Origin of the sequence: Parvibaculum sedimenti (genome assembly GCF_009184905.1) — a bacterium.
In the GTDB taxonomy this organism is placed as follows: Bacteria; Pseudomonadota; Alphaproteobacteria; order Parvibaculales; family Parvibaculaceae; genus Parvibaculum; species Parvibaculum sedimenti.
Window position 1 is genome coordinate 1 of record NZ_WESC01000008.1, and the last position, 22,040, is coordinate 22,040.

Annotated in this window: 24 protein-coding genes; 6 read left to right on the forward strand and 18 right to left on the reverse strand. The window is 62.9% G+C overall.

Annotated features, from left to right (window positions below):
• Window positions 1–62: 62 nt before the first annotated feature.
• From F2P47_RS09850 to F2P47_RS09865, 4 genes are all read right to left on the reverse strand, one after another.
• Complete coding sequence (locus tag F2P47_RS09850) at window positions 63–767, reverse strand: tetratricopeptide repeat protein (protein WP_152216192.1); 705 nt, start codon at window positions 765–767, stop codon at window positions 63–65.
• Between the two features lie 169 nt (window positions 768–936).
• A complete protein-coding gene (groL, locus tag F2P47_RS09855) occupies window positions 937–2,586 on the reverse strand; it encodes a chaperonin GroEL (protein ID WP_152216193.1) in 1,650 nt (549 codons plus the stop codon).
• A gap of 83 nt (window positions 2,587–2,669) precedes the next feature.
• Window positions 2,670–2,975, reverse strand: a complete 306-nt coding sequence (gene groES, locus F2P47_RS09860) for a co-chaperone GroES (RefSeq protein ID WP_152216194.1) — start codon at window positions 2,973–2,975, stop codon at window positions 2,670–2,672.
• A gap of 173 nt (window positions 2,976–3,148) precedes the next feature.
• On the reverse strand, window positions 3,149–3,757 hold the full coding sequence (locus tag F2P47_RS09865) for a TetR/AcrR family transcriptional regulator (protein WP_185681053.1): 609 nt from the start codon (window positions 3,755–3,757) through the stop codon (window positions 3,149–3,151).
• Between the two features lie 186 nt (window positions 3,758–3,943).
• Between F2P47_RS09865 and F2P47_RS09870 the strand changes: the two genes are divergently transcribed.
• On the forward strand, window positions 3,944–5,083 hold the full coding sequence (locus F2P47_RS09870; protein WP_152216196.1) for a DSD1 family PLP-dependent enzyme: 1,140 nt from the start codon (window positions 3,944–3,946) through the stop codon (window positions 5,081–5,083).
• Between the two features lie 6 nt (window positions 5,084–5,089).
• Here F2P47_RS09870 and F2P47_RS09875 read toward each other — a convergent pair whose 3' ends face one another.
• From F2P47_RS09875 to purD, 3 genes are read right to left on the reverse strand one after another with little or no spacing between them, the layout of a single operon-like run.
• A complete protein-coding gene (locus tag F2P47_RS09875; protein ID WP_152216197.1) occupies window positions 5,090–5,515 on the reverse strand; it encodes a GNAT family N-acetyltransferase in 426 nt (141 codons plus the stop codon).
• Window positions 5,516–5,565: 50 nt separating this feature from the next.
• Window positions 5,566–6,666 carry a phosphotransferase family protein gene (locus tag F2P47_RS09880; RefSeq protein ID WP_152216198.1) on the reverse strand — a complete coding sequence of 367 codons (1,101 nt, stop codon included), beginning with the start codon at window positions 6,664–6,666 and terminating at the stop codon, window positions 5,566–5,568.
• A gap of 57 nt (window positions 6,667–6,723) precedes the next feature.
• Window positions 6,724–8,007 (reverse strand): phosphoribosylamine--glycine ligase, encoded by a 1,284-nt coding sequence (purD, locus tag F2P47_RS09885; RefSeq protein WP_152216199.1) that lies wholly within the window; start codon window positions 8,005–8,007, stop codon window positions 6,724–6,726.
• 140 nt (window positions 8,008–8,147) lie between these two features.
• Here purD and xseA point away from each other — a divergent pair, with 140 nt between their 5' ends.
• From xseA to F2P47_RS09900, 3 genes are read left to right on the forward strand one after another with little or no spacing between them, the layout of a single operon-like run.
• Entirely contained in the window at window positions 8,148–9,623 is a 1,476-nt protein-coding gene (gene xseA, locus F2P47_RS09890) for an exodeoxyribonuclease VII large subunit (protein WP_152216200.1), read from the forward strand.
• Window positions 9,624–9,663: 40 nt separating this feature from the next.
• Window positions 9,664–9,897 carry a DUF2093 domain-containing protein gene (locus F2P47_RS09895; RefSeq protein ID WP_152216201.1) on the forward strand — a complete coding sequence of 78 codons (234 nt, stop codon included), beginning with the start codon at window positions 9,664–9,666 and terminating at the stop codon, window positions 9,895–9,897.
• On the forward strand, window positions 9,894–10,745 hold the full coding sequence (locus tag F2P47_RS09900) for a M23 family metallopeptidase (RefSeq protein WP_152216202.1): 852 nt from the start codon (window positions 9,894–9,896) through the stop codon (window positions 10,743–10,745). The genes F2P47_RS09895 and F2P47_RS09900 overlap by 4 nt, the downstream gene beginning before the upstream one ends.
• 6 nt (window positions 10,746–10,751) lie before the next feature.
• Here the strand turns inward: F2P47_RS09900 and F2P47_RS09905 are convergent, their stop codons facing one another.
• The 10 genes from F2P47_RS09905 to F2P47_RS09950 form a co-directional block, all read right to left on the reverse strand.
• Complete coding sequence (locus tag F2P47_RS09905) at window positions 10,752–11,633, reverse strand: lysophospholipid acyltransferase family protein (protein ID WP_152216203.1); 882 nt, start codon at window positions 11,631–11,633, stop codon at window positions 10,752–10,754.
• Window positions 11,634–11,704: 71 nt separating this feature from the next.
• Window positions 11,705–12,760, reverse strand: coding sequence for a tetraacyldisaccharide 4'-kinase (lpxK, locus tag F2P47_RS09910; protein ID WP_152216204.1), 1,056 nt, complete (start codon window positions 12,758–12,760; stop codon window positions 11,705–11,707).
• Window positions 12,753–14,090, reverse strand: coding sequence for a 3-deoxy-D-manno-octulosonic acid transferase (locus F2P47_RS09915; RefSeq protein WP_246176841.1), 1,338 nt, complete (start codon window positions 14,088–14,090; stop codon window positions 12,753–12,755). The genes lpxK and F2P47_RS09915 overlap by 8 nt, the downstream gene beginning before the upstream one ends.
• 5 nt (window positions 14,091–14,095) lie before the next feature.
• The gene (locus tag F2P47_RS09920) at window positions 14,096–14,842 is read right to left on the reverse strand and encodes a lysophospholipid acyltransferase family protein (protein ID WP_152216205.1); all 747 of its coding nucleotides are present in this window, start codon (window positions 14,840–14,842) and stop codon (window positions 14,096–14,098) included.
• Between the two features lie 11 nt (window positions 14,843–14,853).
• Entirely contained in the window at window positions 14,854–16,734 is a 1,881-nt protein-coding gene (locus F2P47_RS09925) for an ABC transporter ATP-binding protein (protein WP_185681054.1), read from the reverse strand.
• A gap of 181 nt (window positions 16,735–16,915) precedes the next feature.
• Window positions 16,916–17,458 (reverse strand): TspO/MBR family protein, encoded by a 543-nt coding sequence (locus F2P47_RS09930; protein WP_204886614.1) that lies wholly within the window; start codon window positions 17,456–17,458, stop codon window positions 16,916–16,918.
• Window positions 17,455–17,694, reverse strand: coding sequence for a DUF4170 domain-containing protein (locus tag F2P47_RS09935; protein ID WP_152216207.1), 240 nt, complete (start codon window positions 17,692–17,694; stop codon window positions 17,455–17,457). The genes F2P47_RS09930 and F2P47_RS09935 overlap by 4 nt, the downstream gene beginning before the upstream one ends.
• Before the next feature lie 50 nt (window positions 17,695–17,744).
• On the reverse strand, window positions 17,745–18,557 hold the full coding sequence (locus F2P47_RS09940; protein WP_246176826.1) for a 3'(2'),5'-bisphosphate nucleotidase CysQ: 813 nt from the start codon (window positions 18,555–18,557) through the stop codon (window positions 17,745–17,747).
• Window positions 18,544–19,920 carry a TldD/PmbA family protein gene (locus tag F2P47_RS09945; RefSeq protein WP_152216208.1) on the reverse strand — a complete coding sequence of 459 codons (1,377 nt, stop codon included), beginning with the start codon at window positions 19,918–19,920 and terminating at the stop codon, window positions 18,544–18,546. Before F2P47_RS09945 ends, F2P47_RS09940 begins: the two co-directional genes overlap by 14 nt.
• A gap of 129 nt (window positions 19,921–20,049) precedes the next feature.
• A complete protein-coding gene (locus F2P47_RS09950) occupies window positions 20,050–20,451 on the reverse strand; it encodes an MAPEG family protein (RefSeq protein ID WP_152216209.1) in 402 nt (133 codons plus the stop codon).
• A 91-nt stretch (window positions 20,452–20,542) separates the two neighbouring features.
• On the opposite strand from F2P47_RS09950, the gene F2P47_RS09955 reads away from it, so the two are divergent.
• Together F2P47_RS09955 and F2P47_RS09960 are read left to right on the forward strand one after the other, a co-directional pair.
• Window positions 20,543–21,061 (forward strand): macro domain-containing protein, encoded by a 519-nt coding sequence (locus F2P47_RS09955; RefSeq protein ID WP_152216210.1) that lies wholly within the window; start codon window positions 20,543–20,545, stop codon window positions 21,059–21,061.
• 170 nt (window positions 21,062–21,231) lie between these two features.
• Window positions 21,232–21,489, forward strand: coding sequence for a hypothetical protein (locus F2P47_RS09960; RefSeq protein ID WP_152216211.1), 258 nt, complete (start codon window positions 21,232–21,234; stop codon window positions 21,487–21,489).
• A 69-nt stretch (window positions 21,490–21,558) separates the two neighbouring features.
• Here F2P47_RS09960 and F2P47_RS09965 read toward each other — a convergent pair whose 3' ends face one another.
• Entirely contained in the window at window positions 21,559–21,825 is a 267-nt protein-coding gene (locus F2P47_RS09965) for a hypothetical protein (RefSeq protein WP_152216212.1), read from the reverse strand.
• Window positions 21,826–22,040: the final 215 nt, after the last annotated feature.

Genomic DNA, 22,040 nt, shown 5'->3' on the forward strand with positions numbered 1-22,040 from the left:
GATCTGCTCTTCCGTAAAACGCTGCCTCTTCATCGTCCGTCTCCCTTCCATAGGGCCGGACTCTAAATCCTTCTGGACGAAAATCTCAGTGGCACGTCAATTAGTCCAAGTACTTCCGGCGAACGACGTTCAAAACTGTCGAACGTAGTGTAGTCTTGCAGTATGGCGACCGCCTCGCATGGGCGCCCCAGTTTTGCGGCGTCCTGAGCTAGGGACTCAAACGCTCGGTAAAGGATTGTCGAAGGGTCCGAGAAAACATAGATCGCCTTGCGAATATCCTCGTAGGAACCGGCAATATCGCCGTGTAATGCGCGGACCTCGCCGCGATTGAAATAGGCTTTGCCAGAGCTCGGGTAGATTTCCACCACTCGTGTAAGGGTCTGTTCCGCCGCTTCAAAATTGGACAAACCTTTTTGAGCGACGACGAGGGGTTCCATCAAGTCAACATTGGAGCCACATTTCTTCTCTGTATTTTGAATGAAGGAAATCGCGGCCGCATATTCGGAGGCGCCTGTCAGTGAAGCGCTTAGCCGCCTTGCCAGCATCCGATTGCAGGGTTCTTCATTTAGCCGAATCACGATCTGGCGCGTCGACGCATCAAGGCGCGAGAAGGTATTTGCGGATATGGCGTACTCGGTCTTCGGCAGAGTTAGATAATACCAAAGCCCAATAGCGCCGGACGCCAATAACATGGCGGCAAAAATCAGGAGTGCGTAGCTCTTCTCCGAAGAACCGCTCCCATAGCTCCGTTCTCTGATGTCGTTCAATGGATCCCCCCATACCTTTCCCGACGTCGATTATGAAGCGACGCTGCGAACAGTTTCAATCCGGGAGTTTTGAGCAGGGACCGCCAGGCGACCGCATCGTATCGCAAAGCAAAAGGGCCGGTGTTTCCACCGGCCCTTCGCATCCCGTAGCGTCGTCTGAGCGCTGGACTTAGAAGTCCATTCCGCCCATGCCGCCCATACCACCCATGCCGCCGGGCATGGCGGGGGCGCCGCCGTCCTTCTTCGGGGCTTCGGCGATCATGGCTTCCGTCGTGATGAGGAGGCCGGCGACCGAGGCCGCGTCCTGAAGCGCCGTGCGCACGACCTTGGTCGGGTCGATGATGCCGGCGGCGACGAGGTCGACATACTCTTCGTTCTGCGCGTCGAAGCCGAAATTGGCGACTTTCGACTCGAGGACCTTCTGCACGACGATCGAGCCTTCAACACCGGCGTTCTCGACGATCTGACGGATCGGAGCTTCGAGAGCCTTGCGAACGATGTTGATGCCGGCCTGAATGTCCGGGTTGTCGCTCGTGAGCTTGAAGACGGCCTTGGTGGCCATCAGGAGAGCCGTGCCGCCGCCGGGGACGATGCCCTCTTCGACAGCCGCGCGGGTCGCATTGAGCGCGTCGTCGACGCGGTCCTTGCGCTCCTTCACTTCGACTTCCGTCGCGCCGCCGACCTTGATCACCGCAACGCCGCCCGCGAGCTTCGCGAGACGTTCCTGCAGCTTCTCCTTGTCGTAGTCCGACGTCGTCTCTTCGATCTGACGTTTGATCTGCGAGACGCGGCCTTCGATGTCCTTCTTCTTGCCGACGCCATCGATGATCGTCGTGTCGTCCTTCGTGATGCGGACGCGCTTGGCCTTGCCGAGCATGTCGGGCGTCACGTTCTCGAGCTTGATGCCCAGTTCTTCGGAGATAACCTGGCCGCCCGTGAGGACCGCGATGTCCTCGAGCATGGCCTTGCGGCGGTCACCGAAGCCCGGCGCCTTCACGGCGGCAACCTTGAGGCCGCCACGGAGCTTGTTGACGACGAGCGTGGCCAGAGCCTCGCCTTCGATGTCTTCCGCGATGATGAGGAGCGGACGGCCCGACTGCACCACGGCTTCCAGGATCGGGAGCAGCGGCTGAAGGTTCGTGAGCTTCTTCTCGTGGAGAAGGATCAGCGGCTCGTCCAGTTCCGTCACCATCTTGTCGGCGTTGGTGATGAAATAGGGCGAAAGGTAGCCGCGGTCGAACTGCATGCCTTCGACGACTTCGAGCTCGCTGTCGAGCGACTTGGCTTCTTCAACCGTGATGACGCCTTCGTTGCCGACCCTGGCCATCGCTTCGGCGATCATCTTGCCGATTTCAGCTTCGCCATTGGCCGAGATCGTGCCGACCTGGGCGATCTCGTCGTTCGACTTCACCTTCTTCGAACGCTTCGTAATGTCTTCGCGCGCCGTGGCAACGGCGAGGTCGATGCCGCGCTTCAGGTCCATCGGGTTGAGACCGGCAGCAACGGCCTTCGCGCCTTCGCGAACGATCGCCTGCGTCAGAACCGTCGCCGTGGTGGTGCCGTCGCCGGCCGTGTCGTTCGTCTTCGAAGCGACTTCCTTCACCATCTGGGCGCCCATGTTCTCGAACTTGTCTTCAAGTTCGATTTCCTTGGCGACCGTGACGCCGTCCTTCGTGATGCGCGGCGCGCCGAAGGACTTGTCGATCACGACGTTGCGGCCCTTCGGACCGAGCGTGACCTTTACCGCATCGGCGAGAATGTCGACGCCGCGGAGCATGCGCTCGCGGGCCGAACGGCCGAATTTGACTTCCTTAGCCATGTTTTGGTTCCTCTAGAATTCTGTGCAGGTTCGGATGCGGGACATGAAAAATGCCCGCGAACCGTTCACCGGTTTCACGAGCCTTAGGCCTTCTTCTTGGCGCCTTCGACGATGCCGAGAATGTCGGACTCTTTCATGATCAGCAGATCCTGGCCGTCAATCTTGACTTCCGTGCCGGACCACTTGCCGAAGATCACCCGGTCGCCGACCTTGACGTCGAGCGCGACGATCTTGCCGTCTTCGCCACGGGCGCCGGGGCCCACGGCGAGAATCTCGCCCTGCGAGGGCTTTTCCTGGGCCGTCTCGGGGATGATGATGCCGCCGGCGGTCTTCGTATCTTCCTCGACGCGCTTGACGACAACGCGGTCATGCAGAGGACGGAATTTCATCTCTGTCTTCTCCTGTTTCGGAACCGCGGGTTTCGCGGGAAACTTTAGGGATTATGGATTGTTAGCACTCACCCTCCGGGAGTGCTAACAGCCCGACAGAGAGATAGTGGCGACCCTCCATTGAGTCAAGGAGGGCCACAAAACCTTCTTGTTTCCAAAGGTTAACGTGTGCGTCAGGCTGATTTTTTGAGACCGCGGAGGCAGAGGCGGACGATCCGGGCCAGCCTGTCCTGAAAGTTGGCCTCGCTCCCGGCTCCGCTTTCGGCGCCATAGGCGGCGGCGATCAGCGTCTCGGCAGCGCTTTCGACGGAAAATCCGGCCGATTTTGCGTCCAGTTCGCCCCGGCGGATGCCATCCCGGAGGACCTTGGCGATGGATGCCCGGAAATCCCGGTCGACCGATTCAAAGATCGTGGCCGAGAGTTGGGCCTTGGAATCGATGAGTTCCGCCGCATGGGGGCTCGACAGGACCCAGCGATAGAGGAAGCCAAGCTTGGCATCGAAAAGGGCGAGAATCTTTGGCTCGGTGTCGAGGTCGCGGGCCGCTACCGCCTTCAGATTGGCCTCGATCAACTCGGCGAGCCGCCGGGCCAGCGCTTCGAAAAGCTCGTCCTTGCTTTTGAAATAGAGATAGAGCGTACCCTTGGCGACATTGGCCGCCCGGGCGATGTCTTCCATCGAGGTGCGGCGGAAGCCGTAATGGCGAAAGAGGTTGAGCGCAGCGTCGAGGATCAGCGCGTGTTTGTCCGCGCCTCCCGCCTTCACGCCCATATCTTCCTTCACTCGTGCTGCCATAGCTGTTGCGGACTGCGCCGCTGACCCTTTGACTGATGCTGCTTAATTATTCGCATATAGAAGTTCGCCGCGCAAAGTCATGGGACGCGCGGTCGCAGCCAGGTGGAAGGCGAGTTGCGGTTTGGAGAAGCCCCGTTAGGATGGCGCCTCGTTTCAAATCGCGGGGAGAGCAGAATGGCGGGCCGTTTCGTCAATGAGGGGCTGATTGGAAGGCCGGGTTCGAGAGGCAAGCTTCAGACGCCCGCGCTGGTACTCGATCTCGACGCCTTCGAGCGCAACGTCGCCGCCATGGCCGAGCATTGCACGCGGAACGGTATGAAGCTTCGCCCCCATGCGAAGACGCACAAGAGCGTCGCCATCGCGAAGAAGCAGATCGCGGCAGGAGCCGTGGGACAATGCTGCGCCAAGCTCGGCGAGGCGGAAGCGATGGGCGAAGGCGGCATTGAAAGCCTGCTCATCACTTCGCCGGTCGTGACCGAAGGCGCGATCATGCGCCTCATGGCGCTCAATGCGCGCGTAGCCGATCTCATGGTCGCCGTCGACAATCCGCAGAATGCCGAGGCGCTCGCGGGTGCCGCGAAGGCCGCGGGCAAAAAGCTCAAGGTTCTCGTCGATCTCGATCCGGGTCTGCACCGCACAGGGATAGCGCCGGGAGAGCCGGTGCTGTCGCTCGGCCGTCAGGTCCATGCCTCCGAATGGCTCGAGCTTCGCGGGCTTCAATGCTATGCGGGCCATGTCATGCATATCGAGGACTTCGTCCAGCGGCGCGAGCAGTCGCTTGCGGCAATGAAGGTTCTCGGCGAAACGCGCGACGCTTTCCGCGCGGCGGGCCTGCCGGTCGATATCGTGTCGGGCGGCGGCACGGGCAGCTTCAACATCGACCCGGAAGCGAAGGTGCTGACGGAGCTGCAGGGCGGCTCCTACATCTTCATGGACAAGCAATATAATGATGTCCATGTCGGCAATGGCGCGCCGATCCCCTTCGAGACATCGCTCTTTGTGCAGATGAGCGTTGTCTCGAACAATACGAAGAACCTCGCAACGACCGATGCGGGCTTCAAGGCCTTCTCGACCGATGCGGAGGCGCCGATGCTTCTGTCCGGTGCGCCGGAAGGCTCGGCCTATTTCTTCTTCGGAGACGAGCAGGGTGGTATCGCCTTGCCGCAGGGCGCCTCGCTTTTGCTTGGCGCCGCGCTCACCGCGATCACGCCGCATTGCGACCCGACGGTCAATCTCTACGACGCCTATCATGTCGTGCGCGGCGATACGCTCGTTGACATCTGGCCGGTCGAGGCGCGGGGCAAGAGTGCCTGAGAGTCCTCACCGCACCAGCATCATCATCTTGTCGGCCTCTTCGCCGGCGATGAGCGAGAAGCCCATGCGCTCGTAGAGCGCGTGGGCGTCCCTGGTGCTGAGTATGATGCGGCTGATCCGGGCAAGCGCCGGATCGTTCACCACCGTTTCGACGAGCCACTTGCCGAGGCCCCGCCCGCGATGCACGGGCAGGACATAGACGTCGCTGAACCAGGCAAAGCGCGTCATGTCGGTGACCATGCGCGCGAAGCCTGCCTGCTCGCCATCCGGCGAGTACAAGCCGTAGGAGCGTGAGTTCAGAATGCTTTCCCACAACTCCTCGGCCGGAACTTCGCTTGCCCAATAGGTGGCGCGGAGCATGCGAAGGATCGAATCCCTGTCGAGTTTCGTCTTGTCGGTATTTATCTCGAAGCCGTGACGCGACCAGTTCATCGTTTCGACAATCCCTGTTTTTGTTGTTATTGGGGTTGTTTGTTATTGGGTTATTTGGCGCCGGCGCGCTGGGCGTATTTCCATGCTTCCACAGCCAGAGGCCTGACGTTCTGCGACATGGTCTTCGCATGTTCGCTCGACGCCGTGCCGTCGCGTACGCGGCCCGCGATGCCCTGCAGAATCCCTGCGAGGCGGAAGAAGTTGTACGCGAAGTAGAAGTCGAGATTGTCGATACCGGAGCGGTTTGTGCGCTCGCAATACATCTTGATGTATTCATCGAGCGTCGGGATGCCGAGGCTCTTGAGGTCGGCGCTCGCGATAGAGCCCGTGCCGCCACCCGTGCCCTGACCCGGCATCACCCATTGCATGCAGCTATAGGTGAAGTCGCCGATCGGATGGCCGAGCGTCGAGAGCTCCCAATCGAGCACGGCGATGACCTTCGGTTCGGTCGGATGCAGGATGGTGTTGTCGAGCCGGTAGTCGCCATGGACGATCGAGGTCGAGTCGTCGGTCGGCACGTTCTCCGGCAGCCACTCCATCAGCCTGTTCATCTCGGTGATGGTCTCGGTTTCCGATGCGACGTACTGCTTCGACCAGCGCGAGATCTGGCGCATGAAGTAATTGCCGGGCTTGCCGAAATCGCCGAGGCCAATGGCTTCGTAATCGACCGTGTGGAGGCGCGCCATGGTCTCGTTGAGCGAGTCGTAGATCTTCCAGCGCGTGGCGGGGTCCTGCCCGGGCAGTAGCGGCTCCCAGAGCACACGGCCCTCCACCATGTCCATGATGTAGAAGGCTGTGCCGATGACGCTGTCATCCTCGCAGAGGCAGTAGGTGCGCGGCGCGGGAAAGCCGACGCTATGGAGCGCCGTGATGACCTTGTATTCGCGGTCGACCGCATGTGCGGAGGGAAGGAGCTTCCCCGGCGGCTTGCGGCGCAGCACATATTTGCGGTTCGGCGTCACAAGCTGATAGGTCGGATTCGACTGGCCGCCCTTGAACTGGCGCACCTCGAGCGGGCCGGTGAAACCCTCGACATGCTCGCGCATATAGGCTTCGAGGCTGGCGGCGTCGAAGCGATGCGATTCGACCACGTCCTTCGTGCCGGAAAACTGGTCCTGCCGGCTCGCTTCAGTCGGTGTCCCGTTGCTCATGGCCTTGCTCTCCCGATAGGTTTTTATTTGTATACGGATTTTGATGAAGGAACGGTTTCACTCCGTTCCGCGTTCGCGCTCAATCGCGCGCCAACCGATATCGCGGCGGCAGAAGCCTTGCGGCCAGTCGATGAGGTCGACGGCGCGATAGGCCGTTGCCTGAGCCTCCGAAACCGATTTTCCGGTCGCGGTCACGTTGAGCACGCGGCCACCTGTGGCCAGAATGCGCCCACCATCGGCACGGGTGCCTGCATGGAAGACCTGCACGTTTTCGATCGCGCCGGCCTGGTCGAGACCCTTGATCCCCGTGTCCTTCACATAGTCACCCGGATAGCCCTTCGCGGCCATGACGACAGTGAGCGCCACTTCGTCTTTCCAGCCGAGCGCGATCTTGTCGAGCGTGCCGTCATGCGTCGCGATAAGTGCAGGCAGGAGATCGGATTGGAGTCGCGTCATCAGCACCTGAGTTTCGGGATCGCCAAACCGGGTATTGTATTCGATGAGCTGCGGGCCCTTCTTCGTGATCATCAGCCCTGCAAAGAAGACGCCCTTGAAAGGCGTTCCGCGCTTCTGCATGGCGGCGGCTGTCGGCTCCACGATCTCGCGCATCACGCGGTCGATGAGTTCGGGCGTGAGAACGGGCGCAGGCGAATAGGCGCCCATGCCGCCTGTGTTCGGGCCCCTGTCGCCATCGAAGACGCGCTTGTGGTCCTGCGCGGTTGCGAGCGGCAGCACGGTCTTGCCGTCGCAGAGTGCGAAGAAGCTCGCTTCCTCGCCGTCGAGAAATTCCTCGACCACGACTTCCGCGCCCGCTGCGCCGAAGCGCCCGCTGAAAATCTCGTCGATGGCCGAGTCGGCCTGTTCCACGGTTTCGGCGACGGTCACGCCCTTGCCCGCGGCGAGACCGTCAGCCTTTACGACGATCGGCGCGCCATTGGCCTTCACGAAGGCTTTCGCGTCGACGGCATTGGAGAAGCGTCCATAGGCTGCGGTCGGAATGTTGAATTCGGCGCAGAGATCCTTGGTGAAACCCTTGGAACCTTCGAGACGGGCGGCCGCCGCGCTCGGTCCGAAGGACTTGATGCCTTCGTGGTCAAGCCGGTCGACGAGACCGTTGACCAGCGGGTCTTCAGGGCCGATGACGACGAAGCCGATGTCCTTCTCGCGGCAAAAGGCGACGATGGCGTCGAAATCGAGGGGCTTCAGAGATACGCATTCAGCGACTTTCGCGATGCCGCCATTTCCCGGCGCGCAGTAGAGCCTGGTCAGAAGGGGGCTCGATGCGAGCTTCCAGCAGAGAGCATGTTCCCGGCCGCCGGAGCCGATGACGAGTACGTTCATGCCAAGAGTGCTTCCCTGATTTCGTGAGCGAGGCCGCGACCTTAAGGTTACGGCCGAAGAGGTTTTCCTTGTAACATGAGGGCCGATTCAGGCAAGTCTGCGCCTCTTTATTAACCATATCCTTTCCCGCCCGGAGTCCGATGGCCGAACCAGTGTCAGGCAGGCGCAAAGCCCCCGCTTCCGCCTCGGGCGAAGCGGGGGGTAACGCCCATGAATTCTCGGTCAGCGAGCTTTCCTTCGCGCTGAAGCGGACGGTTGAGGAAACCTTCGGTCATGTGCGCGTCCGGGGCGAGATCACGGGGTTTCGCGGCGTCCATTCCTCGGGCCATTCCTATTTCGCCCTGAAGGACGAGAACGCCCGGCTCGAAGCCGTGATCTGGAAGGGCGTCTATTCGAAACTCCGCTTCAAGCCCGCCGAAGGGCTCGAGGTGATTGCGACGGGCAAGCTCACCACCTATCCGGGCAGTTCGAAGTATCAGATCGTCATCGAGCAGCTGGAGCCCGCAGGCATAGGCGCCCTGATGGCGCTTCTCGAAGAGCGACGCAAGAAGCTCGCGGCGGAAGGCCTCTTCGCGCCGGAGCGCAAGAAAAAGCTGCCGGACATTCCTGATGTCATCGGCGTTATCACCAGCCCGACCGGTGCTGTCATTCGCGACATTCTGCATCGGCTGGCAGATCGTTTTCCGCGCCATGTCATCGTCTGGCCCGTGCGCGTGCAGGGCGAAACGGCGGCGGCGGAAGTTGCAGCCGCTATCGAAGGCTTCAACAAGCTCAAGCCCGGCGGCAAGATTCCGCGGCCCGATCTTCTCATCGTCGCGCGTGGCGGCGGTTCGATCGAGGATCTGTGGGGCTTCAATGAAGAAGTCGTCGTCCGTGCCGCAGCCGCCAGCGACATTCCGCTCATCGCGGCGGTAGGCCATGAAACCGATGTGACGCTGATCGACTACGCTGCGGACAAGCGCGCGCCGACGCCGACGGCGGCTGCCGAAATGGCAGTGCCCGTGCGCGCCGATTGCATCGCAACCGTGCTTGATCTCCAGCGAAGGCTCTTGCGTGCCGAGGTACGGCTTGTCGACAACAACCGTTCGCAGTTGAGGGGCCTCGCGCGGGGTCTGCCGCGTCTGCAGGATCTCATTGCGCTGCCGCGCCAGCGTTTCGACCATATCGGGGAGCGGCTCGGCCTCGCGTTGAGGCGCGCAGCGGAAAACAAGCGCGCGCGGCTCAGCCGTATCGAGGGCAAGCTTTCGACGCAGTTCATCCGCTTCAAGATCGCAGATGGGAAGAAGCGTCTCGAACAATATGACAAGCGCGCGGTAATGGCCGAGTGGCGGCATCTCGCCGATCTTGCCCGCCGTCTCGGCGGTGCGGGAAAGCTCCTTCAATCCTATTCCTATCAGGGTGTGCTGGAGCGCGGCTTTGCGGTGGTACGTGGCGCGGATGGCAAGCCGGTCCGCGCGTCGGCGGGGCTCAAGCCAGGCGCTGTGCTTGCCATTGAGTTCGCGCATGAAGACCGCGTCGGCGTTGTGGTCAGCGGCATGGATGCGCCGAAGCCGGCGGTCCGAAAAAAAGAGAGCGGCGGTTCGCAGGGCGGCGGTTCGCAGGGAAGTCTGCTCTAGCACCTTTGAAGTTTCGGCGGCAGCCGGTTAGAATGCGCCCATGAACAGGATTGATAATACGGGCAATGGCGGAGAGGCCGAAATCGTCTATGGCGATGGCGATTTTCACGTCGTGCGTCCCGGCGCCTATGTGACTTGTGCGGTCACGGGCCACCGCATTCTTCTCGACGATCTGCGCTACTGGAGTGTCGATCTCCAGGAGGCTTACGAAAGCCCCGAAGCCTCGCTGGAACGTCATCAGCAGAAATATCCTGCACTTTTCCCGCGCAAATGAACCGCTTCGCTGCGCTTCTTCTTTTGGGCGCGGCGCTTGCCGGTTTTCCGGCGCGCGCCGAAACCATGCTCACGGGCGCGGTGGAGCAGGGCTCGCTCGTCGTTGGGCGGGCTGAGCCGGGCGCGAAAGTTGCGCTTGATGGAGAGGCCTTGCCGGTATCGCCGGACGGCGTCTTCGCCATCGGCTTTGACCGCGATCATGGGCGCAGCGCGAAGCTCGTCGTGACGCTGCCGGACGGACAGGTCGAGACGAAGGTACTCGCCGTCGCGCCTCGCGCCTGGCAGATCCAGCGCATCGAAAAAATCGCGCCCGCCCTTGTCACGCCGCCGCCGGAGGCGATGGCGCGGATCAAGCGCGAAGTGGCGATGAAGGCGGCCGCCCGCCCGACGGATACGCCGCGGGAATGGTTCGCCGGTCGCTTCATCTGGCCTGCGAGGGGCGTCATCTCAGGCGTTTTCGGCAGCCAGCGCTTCTATAACGGCACACCGAAAAATCCGCATTACGGCGTCGATGTCGCCGCGCCGACCGGCACACCCATCGTTGCGCCTGCCGACGGCATCGTGCGGCTTGCTGAGCCCGACATGTATTTCGAAGGCGGGCTCGTCTTTCTCGATCACGGGCAGGGCGTTATCAGCATCATGATGCATATGTCGCGCATCGACGTGAAAGCGGGGCAGCACGTTCATCAGGGCGACCCGATCGGCGCTGTCGGCCAGACGGGTCGCGCAACCGGCCCGCATCTTCACTGGGCGATGGTCTGGCGCGCGGCGCATATCGATCCGTCGCTGCTCGTGCCGGGCGTTTCGACGGCGGGCGCCGCTTCCGGTGCGGCAGTCGGCGGCGACTGACCGTCCTCAATCTCTCCAGCGATTGTGCAGCCAGAACCATCCTTCGGGATGTTCGCGGATGCGCGCCTCGAGGAAGTCGTTCAGCAATTGCGTCACGCGGAGGATTTCGCCTGTCGGTTCGGCATCCTTGTCGACGACGACGGGTTCATGGACGGTTATGCGAAAATGCGCGCCTTGTGTGCGAACGATCGACGCCGGAATGAGCGCTGCGTTATAGCGCAACGCGAGGACGGCGGGCGTCGGTGTCGTCATTGCGGGAAGGCCGAAGAGCTTCGCTTCTATGCCTTCGGTCAGGCGCTGGTCGATCAGCATGGCAACGAAGCGCTTGTCGCGAATGGCCTGGATCAGCAGGCGCGCGCCCTTCGGGCCCTTGGCGATCTGCTCCGGGACGATGAGCTCGCGCCGCATCGTCACCATCCAGTCGTTCACATAAGGATTGTTCGCTGCGCGATAGACGCCGCCACCGTCGAGCCCTTCGAGCCGCATGACAAGTGGCATGAGTTCCCAATTGGCGAAATGTCCCGATACCAGCATGCCGCCCTTGCCGGTTGCGGCATAGGCGAGCAAGCCCTCGATGCCCACGACTTCGACGCGGTGGCGTTCCTCCGGCCGGCTGAATTTGTCGAGATGGGCATATTCGAAGGCGGTGCGGCCGAGATTATCCCACATGCCGACGACAATGCGCTCAACCTCTTCGGTCGAGAGTTCGGGCATGGCGCGTTTGATGTTGCCGCGCGCCCGACGCGTGATGCCGAGTTTCGGCCCGACATTGCGGCCAAGCCAGCCCCCCAGCGCCGACGAACGGTCGAGACCCAGCAAGCGGCAGAAGGCGAGCATCGCCTTCAGAGCCGCGATTTCCGCGAGGTACTGGATTTTCTTCGCAAACATCTGTTTGGGGTGCCTTGCTGTCTCGCCGCCGCTTATATCAGCCGGGCCGCGCCTCTGGCGAGCCTAATGCCTCAGCCCGCTTGCGCGGCGCGCTTGGCTGCGCGTTGACGTGCGAGCCTGATCTGATCCTGAAGCAGCCGTTCGAAGCTCGCAAAGTCGTCGATCAGGGCGCGAACCGAAATCGTCTTCGCGGCATCGCGGAGTTGCGCGCGGGCGCTTCCGGCAGGTGCGTTGCGGAGCCGGGCAAGATCCTTCTCGGTGGTGACAGGTGTCGCGTTGAGGTCTCGGGCGCGGACGAGAAGGTTCAGCGCCTCGCGCTCGGTGAAGGCGTGATGGTCGGGGAAGTCTTCGGTTGCCACGATGTCGGCATGGAGCTCGCGGAGCGTCGCGTAGAATTTCTCGGGCCGCCCGATGCCGGCAAAGGCGAGCACCGGCAACCCGTCGAGCTCCGGCGCGGGCGCGGCGCGGAGGATGGCGCGGAAGGCCGGAATGGCGCGGGCGCGGGCGCGGGCGGCGAGCCCGTCCGCCGCGTGGCCGCGGCCGATGATGACGACGGCGCCGACACGCGAAAGCGCATCGTCCATGCGCTCGCGTAGCGGCCCGGCAGGAAGGAGCCGCCCATTGCCAAGACCCGCCGCGGCATCGATCACGAGGATCGAAAAGTCCTTTTCGATCGTCGTGTTCTGGAGCCCGTCATCCATCATGACGAGCGATGCGCCGTCGAGCACGGCGGCGGCGGCACCCTCAGCGCGGTCGGCGGAAATCCAGGTCGGTGCGACGGCGGCAAGCAGCAGCGGCTCGTCGCCCACATCTTCGGCACTGTGCTTTGCGAGATCGACGCGGAGCGGCCCCTTTTCGGAACCGCCATAGCCGCGCGAGAGGAAGTGGAGCTTTTCGCCCTGTCCGACAAGGCGCGACGCGAGCGTTAGTGCCAGCGGCGTCTTGCCGGTGCCGCCCACCGTCATGTTGCCGATGCAGATGACGGGCACGGGCGCGCGTTCGGGCGTGGCGAAGCGTTTGCGCAGGCGACCGGCAAATCCGTAGAGGAGGGCGGCAGGCGCGAGAAGGCGCGGCATGATGCGGATTTCGCCGGCGCGCGGTGCCTGCCAGAAGCGCGGTTCACGCATCGCTTCCTCCCGTTGCGGGAGTTTTCAGCAGCGCGCGCAGCGCCGAGACTGTGCGATCCGTTGCGCCACTCGATGTGCTGGCAATGATTTCCGCCGCATCGCTGCGGCGCGTACGCTCGGTTGCATCGTCCAGAAGCCGCGCAACCGCCTTCGCGAGTGTCGAGGCGTCTTCGATGCGGATCAGCGCATCGGCCTTTTCGAAGCTCGCATAGCTCTCGGAGAAATTGAAATCGCTAGGGCCCGCGATCAGTGCCGAATGGAGCCGCGCCGGTTCGAAGGGATTATGTCCGCCCGTATTCGTCAGTGTACCACCTATAAAGGCGATGTCGGCAAGGCGATAGAAGAGCCCGAGCTCGCCCAGCGTGTCGGCGAGATATATATCGGTCGCAAGGCTTATCGCTTCGCCGAGCGAACGCCGCGCGACATTGAAGCCGCGTTTCTTCAGCTCAGCGGCGATGGCGGTTCCACGCGCCGGGTGGCGCGGAACGATCAGCGTGAGAAGGCCGGGATGAGATGCTGCGAGCGCCTGATGCGCATCGGCGGCGGCTTTTTCCTCGCCCTCATGTGTGTTGGTTGCGATCCAGATCGGGCGAGCGTCGATGGCGGCGCGGAGCGCTGCAAGTTCCTTCTCGTCAGCGGTGAGCGGCGCGGCGTCATGCTTCAGGTTGCCGGGTATGCCAACCGTATGCGCGCCGAGCCCTTCGAGGCGGCGCGCGCTCGCCTCGTCCTGCGCGAGGAGTAGCGAGAAGCGGTCGAGAAGATTTGCGATAAAACGCGGGAAACGCTGCCAGCCCTCGAAGGAACGCTGCGTGATGCGCGCATTGATGAGCGCGAGCGGAATGCCGCGTTCATGGGTGGCGACGATCAGGTTCGGCCAGAATTCGGATTCAACCCAGACGGCGAGATCGGGCTTCCAGTGGTCGAGGAAGCGCGCGGCGTAGTCCGGGTGGTCGAGCGCCGCGAATTGATGGATTGCGCCTTCGGGCAGGCGCTCCCCCATGAGATGCGCGGAGGTGACAGTGCCTGTAGTGATGAGAACATGGAGGTTTGCCGCGATCAGCCGGTCGATCAGCGGCAGCACGGAAAGAGACTCGCCGACGCTTGCTGCGTGAATCCAGACGAGCTTTCCATCCGGCCGGTCGAGAGAGGGAATGCCGCAGCGCTCGGTCAGGCGGCTCGCATCTTCCTTGCCGCGCCGCATGCGCAGTGCAAGGAGCAGCGGAAGCGCGGGGCCCAGCGCGCGCGTCGCAAGACGATAGGCGGCGAGGCCGAGCCCGGCGCTCTCGCTTCGATGAGAACGGCCGGTCGTCATGTCCTTCCCGGTCGTCATGTCTTTCAAAGCGCAGCCGCCCCGGCGCCAATGGGCTTCGGCTTGCGGCCGACGATAATCTCAGCTTCTTCGCTGACCGCGTTGAGTTCCTCCTCGACGCGGCGGCGGACCTCTTCAAGCGTGTCGGGGTCGGCATCGCGGGGCACGTAGATGGGCTCGCCCCAGACCAGCGCGCCCTTGGAGAAGGGCAGGTTGATCGTGAACTTGTCCCAGTTGTTCAGCTGAATGCGCGCGCGCGTCGTCGCGGCAACAGGCACGATGGGGCAGCCGGAAAGCCGTGCCAGCATGACGATGCCGTCGCCTGCCTTGCGCGCGGGGCCTGGGGGGAGGTCAGCCGTCATGCCGACGGAAACGTTCTCACCGAGCGCGCGCACCATGGCACGCAGCGCGCCCGCGCCGCCTTTGCCCTTGTGCTTCTCGCGGCGCTCTTCGCCCTTCGGGACGCCGGAGCCGCGGATCGTACCGACACCGAGGAAATGCATGATCTGGGAAACGATCTCGCCATCGCCATGACGCGAGACGAGGATGCGCATCTCGCGCCAGTTGTGCCAGAAGGTCGGCAGGATCAGGTTCTGCCCGTGCCATGTCGCGCCGATGAACGGCTCATCGCCGGTCCAGAAGCGGGCTGCGATGTCGCCGCGCCGCACCTCAAAGCGGCTGGTCCGGCGCACGAGCCTTATCAGCATGGCCGCGAGAAATGCCAGTGCCGTCTGTACCCATTCGCTCTTAGCGATGTCCTTGCCGAACGACATTCCTTCGTGCCTCACACGCCTGCGACGGCTTTGACGGCGCCGCCGGAGGATACAGTTACTTCATCATCGGGGATGTCGTGGTCGAATTGCGAGTGCGACAGTTCGGCATAGAGGCCACCTTGCGCGACCAGCGAGGCATGGTCGCCGGATTCGAGGACGCGCCCGTCGTCGATCACATAGATCATGTTCGAATGCTTGATGGTCGACAGCCGATGCGCGATGACGAGCGTGGTGCGGCCCTGCATCAGCGCGGCGAGCGCATTCTGCACTTGCAGTTCAGAAGCCGTGTCGAGCGCCGAGGTCGCTTCGTCGAGAAGCAGGATCGGCGCATTCTTCAGCATGGCGCGTGCGATGGCGATGCGCTGGCGCTGGCCGCCGGAAAGTTTCATGCCCGCCTCGCCGACGCGCGTGTCATAGCCTTTGGGTAGCGCCATGATGAAGTCGTGTGCCGCCGCGTTGCGGGCGGCGGTTTCGATTTCGGCTTCGCTCGCGCCGGGGCGGCCATAAGCGATGTTCGCGCGCACCGTGTCGTCGAAGAGGAAGGGTTCCTGCGTGACCAGCGAAATCGCGTCGCGCAGCGAGTCGAGCGTTACCTCGCGGATATCCTGACCGTCGATCAGAACGCGGCCCGATGAGGGGTCGTAGAAGCGCGGCACCATGTTGAGCGTCGTGCTCTTGCCGCCGCCCGAGGGGCCGACCAGGGCGACCGTATGGCCCCTTGGCACCTCGATGCTGACGCCTTTGAGCGCGTGGGTCCCGTCGGAATAGGCGAAGTTCACATTCTCGAAGCGGATCGCGCCGTCCTTCAACTGGAGCGGCTTTGCGTCCGGGCCGCTCACAATGGTGGGCTCTATGTCGAGGATCGGGAAAACGCGGGCGGCCGCGGCGACGCCTTCCTGCATGATGGTCTGCGTGTTCGCGACCGCCTTCAGTGGCTGGTAGGCGAGCATCATGGCGGAGATGAAGGCCATCAACTCACCCTTGGTCAGATGGGCGTCGATCACGGCCATGCCGCCGAAATAGATGACGCCCGCAATGCCGACGCCGGAGAGCGATTCAGTCAGCGGGCTCGCCTTCGCCTTGGCGCGGAAGCCACGCATGGCGTGGCCGAGCACGGTCTGCACCGTGGCCGAGACGCGCGTGATCTCATGCTGTTCCTGGCCATAGGCCTTGACGACGCGGATGCCGCCCAGCGCTTCGGAAATGAGGGCGGAGAGATCGCCTGTGCCTTCAAGCCCCTTGCGCGATGCCTTGCGCGTCTTCTTGCCGAGCTTTCGCATATAGATCATGCCGAAGGGAATGACCGAGCAGCCCATCAGCGCCAGTTTCCAGTTCATGAAGAACATGCTGCCCATGAGCGCAACGACCGTCAGCGAATTCTGCGTAAAGTCGATGACGGACATGGTGACCGTGTCGCGGACGCGGCCGGCATCGGTCATGAAGCTCGATATGAAGCGGCCGGAATGCGTCTTCGCGATCCAGGCGAGGTCGGCCCGCATGATCCGCGCGAACATGCGGGTCTGGATCGCCGAGATGATCCTCTGGCCGATCGCGTTCTTGGTCATGTTCGTCGTGTAGGCGGCAAGGCCCTTGAAGGCCGAGACGCCGATCGTGCCGAGTGCGATCAGGACGAGTTTCGTCACGTCCTTGTGGTCGAGAACTTCGTCGAAGACCTGTTTGATGAGCCAGGGGAGAATGCCGGTGGTACCGGCGACGACGACACTGCCGACCAGCGAGGTCACGACGAGGCGCCAGTTGGGTAACAGATATTCAGTCGTGGTCCGCTTCAGGACCTCGAGTGTTTTCAGTTCCTCATGCCCCTTGTCGACGGCGGGCCGCGGCAATGACTTCTGCCCGTCGGCCTTCGTCTCCGGTGCGGTCGTGTCGCTCAACTGCGGCCTCGTCACATGGTGTCTGGCGGGCGTGGGAGAATGGTAAAACGCCGGGGTTTCAGCGGCTTTAAGGCCCAAACCATATCATGGCGGGGGCCGAGCCGCCACCGCCATGGACCCGCCTTATATAAGGTAAACTCCCGCGCTGGCTAGGTTTTTTGGCCCTACGCGCATTTCTGGCTCAGTCGTTCAGGAGCCAGACCATGGCCGTCAGATAGGTCGCGAAGAGGCTCCATGCAAGGTAGGGGAGCAGAAGCAGACCCGCGAGCATGTTGACGCGCCAGAAGGCGATGATGTTGGCGACGATGGCGGCGAGCAGCACGAAAATCTCGACGAGGGCGCCGCCCGGGCTATGCAGGCCGAAGAAAACCACGCTCCAGGTGAAATTGAGCATGATCTGGGCGCCGAAGATCGAGAGCGCGGCGCCGCCCGGGGCAAAGCCGCCCGCGCTGCGCCAGACGAGCCAGCCGGAAAGGCCCATCAGGAAGTAGAGGAAATTCCAGACGACCGGAAAGACCCAGTTCGCGGGGGTAAGTGACGGCTTCTGGAGGTCGACGTACCAGCTCTCGATGTTGGTCGACGTCACATAGCCGCCAAGGCCCGCAAAGGCGAAGACGAAGGCGAGAAAGCCGAAAAGCAGCAGGATCGACTGAATGGTGCCGGGCGTTTGCGGGGAGGGAGCAGGCGGTATGCGCCCGCTCGGTGAAGCAACGTCGCCCGTCATTCATCATGCTCCGTGGGGCCGTGGGTCGGATCGAGCAGGCGATGCAGATGGACGATGAAGTAGCGCATATGGGCGTTGTCCACCGTGCGCTGCGAGGCGCCCTTCCAGGCCCGGTAGGCGCTGGCATAATCGGGGAAGATACCGACGACATCGAGGTGGGACGTATCGCGGAAATCCGTCCCTTCGAGGTCCTCAAGTTCGCCGCCGAACACAAGATGGAGAAGTTGATGGGACACGCGTACTACCTCGGGCCGTTACTAAGGCGGCGGAGTTTAGCACGGACCGTTCAGGATGGTAGTGCCAGTTGGGCGACACGGCGGTAGAGTGCCTCATAAAGCCGGGGGCCCGCCGCGATGAGGCTGCGATGGCGGGGCAGTTCGCGGTTATAGACGAAGGGCTTGCCGTCATGGGTGGTGAAGCACCCGCCTGCCTCGCGCAGGATGAGGTCCGCGGCAGCGAGGTCCCAGTCGTTCTTCGCGGTGAGCGCCAGTGCCGCGTCGGCCGCGCCGCACGCGACCAGCGCGATGCGGTAGGCAATGGAATTGCGCTCGATGATTTCCATTTCGGGCCAGGGGGCGGGCCAGGCGGGATGCTTGAACATCGCCCCGTGAGCGGCCATGCGGCAACCTTCGATCTTGGTGCGCTCGCTCACAGAAATCGCCGCGCCGTTCAGCGTCGCGCCTGCCCCGAGCGAGGCTTCGAAGAATTCATCGGTCGCAGGATTGAAGAGAACGCCCATCACCGGCGCGCCGTCCTCAACCAGCGCGACGGAGAGCACGAAATGCGGCTTGCCCTTGGCAAAGGCGCGGGTGCCGTCGATCGGGTCGACGACCCAGACGCGCGAACGCTTGAGACGGGAGGGATCGTCCTCCGTTTCTTCCGACAGCCAGCCGTAATCCGGCCGCGTCGCGGCGAGGCGCTTTTCGAGGAGGTCGTTCACGGCGATGTCGGCCTCGGTGACGATGCTGTCGCCGAGCTTCATCCATTTCTTGAGTTCGGTCTGATAATAGCTGAGCGCCAGCGCTCCCGCCTCGCGCACGGCATCGACCATCAGATCGCGATCTTCGGCGCGCGTGGGAAGCGTGTCAGGTGCCTGCAACTGTCATTCCTTCGACGCGAAGAGTGGGCGCGTTGGTCGCATAGCGGAAGACGAGATCGTTGGCGGGAACGATGTGAAGGAACATGTCCCTCAGATTGCCAGCGACGGTGATCTCGCTCACGGGGAAGGCGAGCTTGCCGTTCTCGATCCAGAAGCCCGATGCGCCGCGGCTGTAGTCGCCGGTGACGCCATTGATGCCCATGCCGATCATCTCGGTGATGTAGAGGCCTTCCTTGATGTCGGCCATCAGCTCTTCTGGCGAGAGCGTGCCTGCCGCCATGTGGAGATTGGTAACGGAAGGCGAGGGCGGGCTGCCCGTGCCGCGCGCGGCATGGCCCGTGCTCTTCAGGCCGAGCTGGCGGGCGGAGGACGTGTCGAGAAGCCAGGTCGTCAGCACGCCATCATCGATGAGTTTCATCATGCGGTTCGCCACGCCTTCGCCGTCGAAAGGCTTGGAGCGGAGGCCGCGCTTCCTGTGCGGATCGTCGACGATCTCGATGCCCGGGGCGAAAACCGGCTTGCCGAGCGCGTTTTGCAGGAAGCTCGATTTCCGCGCGATGGCGGCGCCCGAAATAGCGCCGACGAAATGACCGACAAGGCCCGACGAAACACGTGGATCGTAGATGATCGGCACGGATTGCGATTTCACCTTGCGGGGGGCGAGACGGCGCACGGCGCGCTCGCCCGCCGAGCGGCCGATGGCGGCTGGCGCTTCCAGATCGGCGAGATGTCGGGCCGAGGAATAATCGTAGTCGCGCTCCATGCCCGTGCCCTCGCCCGCGAGAACCGAGCAGGAAACGGAGAAGGAGGTGCCCGCATATCCGCCCGCGAAACCTTCGCTGGTGACGAGCGCCATGCCGGAACGGCCCCATTGCGCGCCGGCTCCGCCGGAATTGGTGACACCCTTGACCGCCAGCGCAGACTCTTCGGCCTCGGCTGCAGCTTCGGCCAGCGCTTGGGCGCCGGGCGGCGTCACCGGATCGTCGATGTCGAGATCGGGAAAGTCGCGGGCGAGTAGTTCACGGTCGGCGAGCCCCGCATAGGGATCTTCCGGCGCGACCTTGGCCATGGCGACGACGCGCTCGACCAGCGGCGCGAGGGATCGCTCCGACAGATCGGTGGTCGAGACGACGGCCTGACGGTGGCCCATGAAAACGCGCAGGCCTACATCGCGGCCTTCCGAGCGTTCCACATCCTCGAGCTTGCCGAGATGCCAGGAGACGCCGACCGACTGCCCCTCGAAGACGATGGCCTCGGCCGCCTCCGCGCCCGCCTTCAGGGCGCGCTCGACCAGCATGGCGGCTGCGTCGAGAACGCCAGAGTCGGCGGACGTCGAGGTGGTGGCGGGCTTTGTCTCGGCCATGAAGGGAATTCCTGTTGAGGGACGGGCCCGGCATGGGAAGGGCCTCGACCCTTATACAGATCGAGGCCCTCAGCGAAAAGACAAGTGGGCAATTCGGGGCGAAGCGACGCGGGGCGCCGCCCCTCGCGCCTACATCAGCGCGTAATAAAGGCAGGCGGCGCCGGAAATGAGCTGTCCTGCCCAGGTGAGCACCGTGCCGACAAGGCGGGGCGGCGTCGATTTGCGTGCGGCGTTGGTCAGGCCGATCGCATGGAGGAGGCGCCCGATCGTCAGGCAGATGCCGGCGAGATGGATCACATAGATCGAGGCCGAAAGAAGATGCAGTGTGACGAGGCCGATAAGCGCAATCGGCGTATATTCGACATTGACCACATGGGCCCGGTTCGCATTGTAGAGCTTCTCGTCCTCGCCCGTGCCGGTCATCACGTCAGAGCGGACGCGGTTCGCCGAAACGCGATAGGCGAGAAAAAGGTTGATGAGGAGATTGAGGCCGACATAGACGCCGACGATTTCCAGCGAATAATTCAACATGAGGCCCTCCGATGGTGATCACGCTCCGCCATACGCAACGCATTGGCGTGATTCGCTTGTGCCGCAGGGACGCTAGCATGCCGAGGTCCACATGACATCCGCAGAGGCGAGGATCGAAATCCATGTTGGCGACATTACGCGGTTGCCGGTGACGGCCATCGCAAATGCAGCAAATGAGGCGCTGGCGCCGGGCGGTGGCGTTTGCGGCGCGATTTTTCGGGCAGCGGGGCCAGGGCTTGCCGAGGAGTGCCGGGCGCTGCAGGGGTGCATGACGGGGGATTGCAAGCTCACCTCCGGTTACGGCCTGCCCGCCCGATGGATATTGCACTGCGTCGGGCCGGTCTGGCATGGCGGCGGGCGCGGGGAGGCCAGGCTCCTCGCCTCCTGCTACACACAGGCGCTGGCAATCGCGGCTGAACGGAAGTTCGAAAGCGTCGCCTTTCCGGCGATCTCGACCGGCATTTACGGCTATCCGCCAGCCGAGGCGGCTGCTGCAGCGGTCGGGGCGGTCAGGGCACATCTGGCGACGCATGAATGGCCACGCCGTGTCGTGCTGGTCGCGTTCGACGAGGCGGCGGCGAGCCCCCTCAGGGCCGTACTTTCGAACTGATCTGCTTGACCCCCATCCTTAATGCAACCATTGATACCGGCCACATATACCGCCGGATGCCCGGTGCGCTTTATATGGCGCGATTTTGATCACGATGGAATTTTTATGGGTCGCCGATCTAGTGTCGTGCGCCGGCGCAAAGCCGCCTGCATATCCGCCGGATCATCATCATGCGCTTCATTGCCTATCCGCTCGAATATTATCTCCTGCGCGATGTGACTTCCGATGGGCCGACCATAGGCCACTATGCAGGGCGACACGTCCCCGAGGCTGTCATCGACGCCTATGGACGTCGTTATGTCTTTGGGGGATTGGCGCCGCGGCGCGCGGACGGGCGCTACGACATCGGGCGGTTGCGGGACGGCGAATTTCTGCTCGAGCCCGGCCTCGTCTACACTCTGGAGCAATGTTCCAAACAGAAAATGTGAAGGGACGCTGGCCGGAGAGCAGGCCCGCGTCCCTTCATTGCCACTCCGGGAAAGTGGAGCGGCTGTAGGTCAGTCGTCCCCTTCCAGGCGGGATTTCATTTGCAACACAAAGCCGCGATAGGTTCGGCCTTCCTCGATGGCGAAGCGAAGAGCATGCTCATTTGTGCGAAAGCGTCCGCCGAAGAGGCCTCGATCGCCGCGGACTTCCCACAGGCCATTGGGGAGTTCGATTACATCGATGGTGGTGAATCCGTTTTTTGGTTTTTCCGCCTTGCGCAACACGCTATGCGCGGGATCGGCGGGAAAATCCGGAAGAAGATGGGCGCGAGCAGACATGAAACCACGTCCTGGCTGTTTCAACGGTACCGCGGTGCCGGAGCATGAGGCGTCGCGGATGATGGTAGGGTAGAAAAAAGCGCATAAATGATCGAGACGGGTTTCTTCTTCCGCGCATAAAGAGGCGGCAGGTGGTTGCTTGATTTTCAGAATTCGCGCCTTATTTTTATTCCAATGAGGAGGTCCGGGCCCCTCTGGCGGTGGAGGCGTCCACC

Excerpts from the sequence above, each read along its gene's own strand:
- F2P47_RS09960 (WP_152216211.1), top strand. The coding sequence starts at position 21,232 with ATGCGCTTCATTGCCTATCCGCTCGAATATTATCTCCTGCGCGATGTG.
- F2P47_RS09950 (WP_152216209.1), bottom strand. The coding sequence starts at position 20,451 with ATGTTGAATTATTCGCTGGAAATCGTCGGCGTCTATGTCGGCCTCAAT.
- groES (WP_152216194.1), bottom strand. The coding sequence starts at position 2,975 with ATGAAATTCCGTCCTCTGCATGACCGCGTTGTCGTCAAGCGCGTCGAG.
- F2P47_RS09880 (WP_152216198.1), bottom strand. The coding sequence starts at position 6,666 with ATGAGCAACGGGACACCGACTGAAGCGAGCCGGCAGGACCAGTTTTCC.
- F2P47_RS09930 (WP_204886614.1), bottom strand. The coding sequence starts at position 17,458 with ATGACGGGCGACGTTGCTTCACCGAGCGGGCGCATACCGCCTGCTCCC.
- F2P47_RS09900 (WP_152216202.1), top strand. The coding sequence starts at position 9,894 with ATGAACCGCTTCGCTGCGCTTCTTCTTTTGGGCGCGGCGCTTGCCGGT.
- groL (WP_152216193.1), bottom strand. The coding sequence starts at position 2,586 with ATGGCTAAGGAAGTCAAATTCGGCCGTTCGGCCCGCGAGCGCATGCTC.
- F2P47_RS09945 (WP_152216208.1), bottom strand. The coding sequence starts at position 19,920 with ATGGCCGAGACAAAGCCCGCCACCACCTCGACGTCCGCCGACTCTGGC.
- F2P47_RS09920 (WP_152216205.1), bottom strand. The coding sequence starts at position 14,842 with ATGTCGTTCGGCAAGGACATCGCTAAGAGCGAATGGGTACAGACGGCA.
- F2P47_RS09915 (WP_246176841.1), bottom strand. The coding sequence starts at position 14,090 with ATGACGACCGGGAAGGACATGACGACCGGCCGTTCTCATCGAAGCGAG.
- F2P47_RS09965 (WP_152216212.1), bottom strand. The coding sequence starts at position 21,825 with ATGTCTGCTCGCGCCCATCTTCTTCCGGATTTTCCCGCCGATCCCGCG.
- F2P47_RS09955 (WP_152216210.1), top strand. The coding sequence starts at position 20,543 with ATGACATCCGCAGAGGCGAGGATCGAAATCCATGTTGGCGACATTACG.
- F2P47_RS09875 (WP_152216197.1), bottom strand. The coding sequence starts at position 5,515 with ATGAACTGGTCGCGTCACGGCTTCGAGATAAATACCGACAAGACGAAA.
- F2P47_RS09895 (WP_152216201.1), top strand. The coding sequence starts at position 9,664 with ATGAACAGGATTGATAATACGGGCAATGGCGGAGAGGCCGAAATCGTC.
- F2P47_RS09870 (WP_152216196.1), top strand. The coding sequence starts at position 3,944 with ATGGCGGGCCGTTTCGTCAATGAGGGGCTGATTGGAAGGCCGGGTTCG.
- F2P47_RS09905 (WP_152216203.1), bottom strand. The coding sequence starts at position 11,633 with ATGTTTGCGAAGAAAATCCAGTACCTCGCGGAAATCGCGGCTCTGAAG.
- xseA (WP_152216200.1), top strand. The coding sequence starts at position 8,148 with ATGGCCGAACCAGTGTCAGGCAGGCGCAAAGCCCCCGCTTCCGCCTCG.
- purD (WP_152216199.1), bottom strand. The coding sequence starts at position 8,007 with ATGAACGTACTCGTCATCGGCTCCGGCGGCCGGGAACATGCTCTCTGC.
- lpxK (WP_152216204.1), bottom strand. The coding sequence starts at position 12,760 with ATGCGTGAACCGCGCTTCTGGCAGGCACCGCGCGCCGGCGAAATCCGC.